Raw genomic sequence first — 7,782 nt, 5'->3', positions numbered from 1 at the left:
TCGGCCGTCTGTCGAAGGCCCTGCGGGAGTTGGGACGACCCGTCGGTCACGTCGGGACTGGTCTGACCCGTCGCGGCCGGTCGGGCCCGTCACGGAGCGCAGTCAGACCGGAGCGCGGTCACGACGCGACCTGCACACCGGCTCCAGCTCCGAGACCACGAGAGGGCCCGGCCACCTGGCCGGGCCCTCTCGTGAAGACGATGCTGGGGGAAGGTCAGCTACGACCCTCGACACCCTCGGTGAACTCCCAGTGCCACGGCTCGAAGGCGCCGCTGCCACCGGCACGCGCCCAGGCGGGGTTGTCCCAGCCGTAGAGCGGTGCGTTCTCCTTGAGCCAGGCGAACTTCTCGGTTCCCTTGTAGGTCTCGGCGTTGAGGTCGACGGCGAGACCCCAGCCGTGCTCGGACTTGCCCGGGGTAGCCGCCAGGCCGCCCTTGGTCCCCTTGAGGGAGACCTGGGACGCGAGCGTCCTGTAGCCGTCGGTGATCTTCATGTTGACGCCGTACTTGGCCTTGTAGGCCTCGTTCAGCGCGATCAGCGCGTCGGCTGCGTCAGCGCGAGCGTACTGACCGGTGTCCCACAGCTCGCAGAGTCCCTCAGAGGACAGGTTGCCGTTGGTCCCCGTCGGGAGGTTGGTGATGTCGCAGCCGGAGGTGGTGAGCGAGGTGCGCTCCTCAGACCGGCTCGCGGCGGCGACAGTGCGCTGCTCGGTCGGGACGGACTGAGCGAGGCTGGCCGGCACGGCCGAGCCGCTCGACGCCGTAGCGAGGATGCTCGTCGCGGTCGGCCCCACGGCTTCCGCCTGGACCTCGGGGACGTCGACCACCTGGGGCTCGGCCCCTGACTCGGCCTGGACGTCCGTGGACACGTTCCCAGCGCCAGCCGAGATCGGCACGGCGATCGTCGCGACAGCCAGGCTCGTCAAGACGGCGGCGCGCGGGATCCAGCGGTGCGACCCGGGGGTCGGGTTGTTCACGGGTGACGGGGTGCGTCGGACGCGAGCGGGACGCCGTGACTCACGTTCTGCCGCTTCGCGGATCGCCCGTCGGGAGAGGGGAGCTTCACCTGTGACCAGGTCGGACTGCTGCTCCACTACACCTCCATCATCTCTGCGGGCCTGACCGGCAACCACCGGGCAGACGAAGCGGCCTCGCACTCCTGGTCCGGGCGGACCCGGACGAGGTGGCAAGACCGCAGTACCTCTGTCACAGAACAGTAACGAACGATCGGCCCGTTTCCAAGCCGTCTACCCACACTTCACCTGCATCTGCGGTGATCAGCGTGTGGGCGGACTGTGAAGCCGCTGGTGCAGCGGACCCGTTCACCGAGCCTCGCGCTGCATGGCGTCACGTACCTCACCTACGAGCTCTTCCAAGATGTCTTCGAGGAAGACGACTCCGAGGACTGCAGAACCGTCCCAGACCCGCGCCAGGTGGGCACCGGAGCGCTGCATGGCCCGCAGGACGACCTCGACCTCGTCGTCCGGTGAGGCCTCGGCCAGGGCGCGCGTGCGCCACACCTGGAGCGGCACGTCGCGCTGGTCCTCGGTCGCGAAGAGCACGTCCTTGAGGTGCAGGTACCCGATGAGGTCGCCGCCAGGGTCGACCACGGGGAAACGGCTGAAGCCTGTCCGTGCGACGAGCCTCTCGACCTCGTCCGGGGTGCATCCCTCGGCCAGGGTCACGAGCTCGTCGAGGGGCACCATGACATCGGCGGCTGAGCGCTCCGAGAACTCGATCGCCCCGGCGAGCAGCCCCTGCTCGTCGACGAGCGAGCCCTGGGCCTGCGAGTGCTCGAGGATCGACTGGACCTCTTCGGCCGTGAAGGCCGACGCGACCTCGTCCTTGGGCTCGACCCCGGTCAGCCGCACGGCGTGGTTGGCGAGCCAGTTGAGGGCGACGATCACAGGACGCAGCAGGCGACCGACGAGCACGAGCGGCGGGCCGAACCACAGCACGGCCTTGTCCGGCCCTGAGACCGACAGGTTCTTGGGGACCATCTCGCCGAGCACGACGTGCAGGTAGACCACGAGCGCGAGCGCGAGCACGAAGGCGATCGGGTGGACGAGCGCCGAGCCGACCCCGAGCGCCTCGAGCGGGACCTCGATCAGGTGCGCGAGCGCGGGCTCGGCGATCACACCGAGCCCTGTCGAGCAGATGGTCACCCCCAGCTGGGCGCAGGCGAGCATGAGCGAGACGTGCTCCATGGCCCACAGCACGGTCTTGGCACGCTTGTTGCCGGCGAGCGCGAGCGGCTCGATGGCGCTGCGCCGCGCGGAGATGATCGCGAACTCCGCACCGACGAAGAACGCGTTCGCGGCGAGCAGCAGCGCGCCGATGGTCAGTGCGAGCCCGGAGCTCATGCCGTGTCCCCTGTCCGCAGACGCAGCCGGTCGACCCGGCGCCCGTCCATCTCTTCGACGGTGGCCGTGACGGTCCCACCCTCGTACTCCGCGTCCAGACGCACCACGTCCCCGACGACGGGCACCCGGCCCAGCCTGGCCATGACGAGCCCGCCGAGGGTCTCGTAGTCCGGCCCCTCAGGGACGCGCAGCGTCGTGCGCTCCTCGAGCTCGTCGGGCCGGAGCAGCCCGGGGACCACCCACGAGCCGTCGGAGGCGAGCAGCGCGCCGGCGCGGCGCGCGTCGTGCTCGTCGGAGACCTCACCGACGAGCTCTTCGACGACGTCCTCGAAGGTCACGACCCCCGAGGTGCCACCGTACTCGTCGACGACCACGGCCATCTGCATGCCGAAGGAGCGCAGCTCGACGAGCAGCGGGCCGAGCCGCACGGTCTCCGGCACCCGGGGTGCCTCGTCCATCAGGGCGACAGCCGGGACGTGGTCCCGGCGCTCCCGCGGCACGGAGACGGCGCGACGCAGGTGGACGAGCCCGACGATGTCGTCCCTGGAGGCGTCGATCACCGGGAACCTCGAGTGGCCGGTCCGTCGTGCCAGCTCGATCACGTCGTTGGCGGTGTCTTCACGGGCGACCACGGCCACCCGCATGCGGTCGGTCATCACGTCGACCGCCGTGAGCTCGTCGAGCTCGACGGCATTCGTGATGAGGCGGGCCGTGGAGACGTCGAGGGTGCCCACCTGGGCGGACCTGCGAACGAGCGCGGCGAGCTCGGGGGCCGAGCGCGCACCCGAGAGCTCCTCCTTGGGCTCGACACCCACGCGCCGCAGGATCGCGTTGGCCGAGCCGTTGAGAGCCGCGATGACTGGTCGCAGCAGACGGGTGAACACCCGCTGCACGGGGACCACCTGACGGGCTGTCGGCAGCGGCCGGCTCAGTGCGTAGTTCTTGGGGATCAGCTCTCCGAACAGCATGGAGAAGAAGTTGACGAGCACGAGGGACACCGTCACGGCGACCACGCCGGCGACAGTCGCGGACAGCGCGGTGCTCTCGAGCGGACCGCCGACCAGGTTCTTGATGGCCGGCTGCGCCGTGTACCCGAGCAGGATGGTCGTGATGGTGATGCCGACCTGCGCGGAGGAGAGCTCGGTCGACAGGTGCTTGACGGCTCCGCGGACGCTGCGTCCGCGCCAGTCAGGGTCGTCGTCCTCGTCGTCGTCCGACCCGACGACCGCGGGGTCGAGGGTGACGAGCGAGAACTCGCTCGCGACGAAGACTGCCGTGCCGATGGTGAGGAGGACGCCGAGACCGACGAACAACCAGTCGGTCACCGTCGCTCACCGCAGACGGAGGTGAGGCCCGCGTGGTCGTCGTGCAGACCAGGCCCGGGGGGAGTCGATGTCGAGGACACGTGTCGTGACGGATGGTCGGCTGTCATCAGGATGAGAATAATAGTCGACCGGCTGTCCGCCACCCGGCGCTCTCCACAGTTCCTCCAGGGAACTCGCGCGGGTCGACCGCCGTTTCTCGTGCCGAAGAGCCCGCCGGTGTGCAATTGTGAAGGCATGTCAGTCACCTCACCGCGCCCCGACGGCTCCCCCTCAGCCGGTGCCTCGATCCTCATCGTCGAGGACGAGCCCGCGATCGCCACGGCGATCGCCCAACGCCTGGGCGCCGAGGGCTGGCGCACCGAGGTGGCCCGAGACGGCCTCAGCGGGGTCGACGCCGCCGCCCGCATGCAGCCCGACGCCGTGGTGCTCGACGTCATGCTCCCCGGGATCGACGGGCTCGAGGTGTGCCGCCGAATCCAGGCCGAGCGCCCCGTCCCGATCCTCATGCTCACAGCGCGCGACGACGAGACCGACATGCTCATCGGCCTCGGGGTCGGCGCCGACGACTACATGACCAAGCCCTTCTCGATGCGCGAGCTCGTGGCCCGCCTCAAGGCGCTGCTCCGCCGCGTCGACAGGGCCGCTCAGGCCTCCTCGGCCTCCGACGGCGCCGAGCCGCCCATGGTGATCGGCGACGTCGTCATCGACCGCGCCCAGCGTCGGGTGCACCGCGCCGAGCAGGAGATCCACCTGACGCCGACGGAGTTCGAGCTCCTCGTCATGCTCGCGAGCTCGCCCAAGACCGTGCAGACGCGTGAGCGCCTGCTCGCCGAGGTCTGGGACTGGGCCGACGCGAGCGGCACCCGCACCGTCGACTCCCACATCAAGGCGCTGCGCCGCAAGCTCGGTGCGGACCTGATCCGCACCGTGCACGGGGTCGGCTACGCCTTCGAGCCGCCCGCGAGCGCCTGAGGTCTGGACACCTCGACCATGAGCTCCCCGCGCAACGTCCGCCCGCTCCGGCCGCACCTGCCGGACGTCAGGCCGCTCGACAGGTTCAAGACCCTCAAGATCAAGATGGCGATCGTCGTCGCCGCGTCGGTGACCCTCGCGGCCTTCGTCACCTGGCTCGGGCTGCGGTACAACCTCGGCCCGACGCGGACCTTCCCGCTCGCGATCGTCGCCTCGATGCTCTTCACGATGCTGCTGGCCCGTGGCATGACGTCGCCGCTGCGCGAGATGACCTCGGCCGCCCGGTCGATGTCCGAGGGCGACTACAGCCGCAGGGTGCAGGCGACGAGCCGTGACGAGGTCGGGCAGCTGGCGACGGCCTTCAACATCATGGCGGAGGACCTCGACTCCTCCGACAGGGTGCGCCGCGAGCTCATCGCGAACGTCTCGCACGAGCTGCGGACACCCGTCGCGGCCCTGCACGCCCAGCTGGAGAACCTCGTCGACGGTGTGGTCGAGCCGACCCCCGCGACCATGCAGACGGCCCTGACGCAGACCGAGCGGCTGACGCGGCTCATCGCGTACCTGCTCGACCTGTCGCGGGTCGAGGCCGGGGCCGCCGACCTCAACCTCACCGAGGTGGTCGCGAAGGACTTCCTCGAGGACGTCGTGAACTCGGTGTCTACCATCGAGGCCGGCAAGCAGCTCGCGTTCTTCGTCGACGTCGAGCCCGAGGACGCGACCTTCACGGCGGACCAGGAACGTCTCCGGCAGATCTTGGTGAACCTGCTGCACAACGCGATCCGGCACTCCCCCTTCATGGGCGAGGTGAGCATCATGGCGCGCCGGACCGACGACGAGATCGTCTTCGACGTGAGCGACAACGGTCCGGGGGTCGCGGTCGAGGACCGTCAGCGGATCTTCGAGAGGTTCGCCCGAGGGGGCGCCGGGGTCAACGGGGCACCGACGGCCGGCGGGACAGGGTCCGGCGGGACCGGGATCGGTCTGGCGATCGTGCGCTGGGCGGTCGACCTTCATGGTGGGACCGTCGAGGTCGCCGACACCCTCGCCGGTGCGACGATGCGGGTCGCTCTGCCGCAGCGTCCACCGGGGGAAGAGCCTGATCCCTCGGACAGCGACGTCGTGGGCGGGGCGAGCAGCTCCGGGGCCGACACGCTCTGAGGTCGCAGACATCGCCACTTGTTATAGCCGGGCTATAACAACTACGCTGCTCGCATGACCTCCGACGACGCCGTCAGAACCGATCGACCTGCCAAGCCCGAAGGCAGTCGGCCCGCAGGACCCGCCCTCGCTCCCGGCACGGTCTCGGTCCGCGGTCTCACCAAGACCTTCGGGGCCGTGACGGCCGTCGACGACCTCAGCTTCGACGTCCTGCCAGGGCGCGTGACCGGATTCCTCGGCCCCAACGGCGCCGGCAAGACGACCACGCTGCGCATGCTGCTCGGGCTCGCCACGCCCACGAGCGGCACGGCGACCATCTCCGGACGGGCCTACGCCGACATCCCGGACCCGCTCCGCGAGGTCGGAGCCGCGCTCGAGGCCACGAGCTTCCACCCGGGGCGCACGGGCCTCGACCACCTGCGGACCTACGCCCCCTACGCGGGCGCCGACGACACGCGCTGCCACCAGCTGCTCGAGCAGGTCGGCCTGGGAGCCGCTGGACGGCGCCGGGTGGGCGGCTACTCCCTCGGCATGCGCCAGCGCCTCGCCCTCGCGACCACGCTCCTCGGGAGCCCGCGGGTGCTGCTGCTCGACGAGCCGTCGAACGGCCTCGACCCCGAGGGCATCCGGTGGCTCCGCGGGTTCTTGCGGCACCTCGCGGCGCAGGGCATGACGGTCCTCGTCTCGAGCCACATGCTCTCGGAGGTGCAGCAGTCTGTCGACGACGTGGTGATCATCGCCGGAGGGCGTCTCGTCCATGCCTCGTCGATGGCCGAGCTCAGCGCCCTCGCCTCACCCCGTGTCGCCGTGACCTCGCCTGACGGGCCAGCGCTCGACAGGCTCGCCGCCGAGCACCGGTGGCACGTCTCGAGCCGGTCGGCCGACGGCACGACCCTCGAGGTCGACCACGTGAGCACCGCGCAGGTCGGCGCCGCCGCCTTCGCCGCCGGCGTCGAGCTGCACGGGCTCCTCGACAAGACCGACAGCCTCGAAGACCTCTTCCTCAGACTTGTCCAGCCGACCACGTCAGGAGCAGCAGCATGAACGTCGCCCTGCGCAGCGAGTACAGGAAGTTCGTCACGACCCGACTCTGGTGGGTCCTCCTGCTCGTCATGGCCGCCTACATGGCCTTCATCGGGATCTTCCTCGGCTGGTCCATCGGAGCGGGGACCGCAGGCCTCGCGGTCGAGAGCAGCAGCCCGGGTGCCGACCTCGCCTCGCCCGACAGCGTCCGCAGCTCCGTGTACGGCACGGCCGCAGCCTTCGGCTACGTCTTCCCGGTGATCATCGGCGCGCTGTCGATGACGGGCGAGTACAGGCACCAGACCATCACCCCGACCTTCCTCGCGAGCCCGTCGCGCACCCGGGTGCTCGTCGCCAAGATGATCGCCGCCCTGCCGATCGGCATCGTCTACGGCACCGTCGCGACCCTCGCGACTGTCGGCGCCGGAGCCGCAGGTCTGGCCCTCGGCGGGTCGGCGACGCTCCTCGGCGACGGCGAGACCTGGACGCTCGTCGCACGCTCCGTCCTCGCGCTCACGGTGTGGGCCCCCGTCGGCGTCGCCCTCGGCTCGATCCTCACCAACCAGGTCCTCGCGATCATTGTGATCCTCGTCTACACCCAGTTCCTCGAGGCCGTGCTGCGGCTCGGTCTGACCCAGGTCGGCGACGTCGGCGCGAGCGTCGCGAGCTACCTCCCGGGAGCGGCCGGCGAGGCGATCACCGGCGGCAGCGTCTTCTCCTCCGCCGGGATCGCCGACGTGCTCCCCTGGGGCGCCGGCCTGGCCGTGCTGGCGGGCTACGCCCTCGTGCTCGCCGCGGTCGGCTCGCTCACGACGCTGCGGCGCGACGTGTCGTGAGCCATACCCGCCACAGACGAAGCCCGGACCCTCTTTGGGTGTTCCCCAGACTCTCGTTGCCCTGGGTTTGCCATGCGGTGAAGCCCGGAGAGATCGGACGAAA

General features: G+C 70.4%; 7 protein-coding genes. 4 read left to right on the top strand and 3 right to left on the bottom strand.

The window, feature by feature from the left end:
* Positions 1-214: 214 nt before the first annotated feature.
* From HZZ10_RS13405 to HZZ10_RS13395, 3 genes are all read right to left on the bottom strand, one after another.
* Positions 215-976, bottom strand: a complete 762-nt coding sequence (locus tag HZZ10_RS13405; RefSeq protein ID WP_162246179.1) for a M15 family metallopeptidase — start codon at positions 974-976, stop codon at positions 215-217.
* A gap of 345 nt (positions 977-1,321) precedes the next feature.
* Complete coding sequence (locus tag HZZ10_RS13400) at positions 1,322-2,362, bottom strand: hemolysin family protein (RefSeq protein WP_056136902.1); 1,041 nt, start codon at positions 2,360-2,362, stop codon at positions 1,322-1,324.
* A complete protein-coding gene (locus HZZ10_RS13395) occupies positions 2,359-3,687 on the bottom strand; it encodes a hemolysin family protein (RefSeq protein ID WP_179913884.1) in 1,329 nt (442 codons plus the stop codon). The genes HZZ10_RS13400 and HZZ10_RS13395 overlap by 4 nt, the downstream gene beginning before the upstream one ends.
* Positions 3,688-3,921: 234 nt before the next feature.
* Here HZZ10_RS13395 and HZZ10_RS13390 point away from each other — a divergent pair, with 234 nt between their 5' ends.
* Genes HZZ10_RS13390 through HZZ10_RS13375 form a run of 4 tightly spaced genes read left to right on the top strand, consistent with a single transcriptional unit; the run spans position 3,922 to position 7,679 of the window.
* Positions 3,922-4,659 (top strand): response regulator transcription factor, encoded by a 738-nt coding sequence (locus HZZ10_RS13390; RefSeq protein WP_056136898.1) that lies wholly within the window; start codon positions 3,922-3,924, stop codon positions 4,657-4,659.
* A gap of 18 nt (positions 4,660-4,677) precedes the next feature.
* On the top strand, positions 4,678-5,820 hold the full coding sequence (locus HZZ10_RS13385; protein WP_228087564.1) for a HAMP domain-containing sensor histidine kinase: 1,143 nt from the start codon (positions 4,678-4,680) through the stop codon (positions 5,818-5,820).
* Positions 5,821-5,874: 54 nt separating this feature from the next.
* Entirely contained in the window at positions 5,875-6,864 is a 990-nt protein-coding gene (locus HZZ10_RS13380; RefSeq protein ID WP_179913883.1) for an ABC transporter ATP-binding protein, read from the top strand.
* Positions 6,861-7,679: an ABC transporter permease gene (locus tag HZZ10_RS13375; protein WP_179913882.1), complete on the top strand. Its 819-nt coding sequence runs from the start codon at positions 6,861-6,863 to the stop codon at positions 7,677-7,679. Before HZZ10_RS13380 ends, HZZ10_RS13375 begins: the two co-directional genes overlap by 4 nt.
* Positions 7,680-7,782 lie beyond the last annotated feature (103 nt).

Source organism: Sanguibacter inulinus (assembly GCF_013415325.1).
Lineage (GTDB): Bacteria > Actinomycetota > Actinomycetes > Actinomycetales > Cellulomonadaceae > Sanguibacter > Sanguibacter inulinus.
Note: the sequence above shows the minus strand (reverse complement) of the source record. Positions and strands in the feature narration are given on the sequence as shown.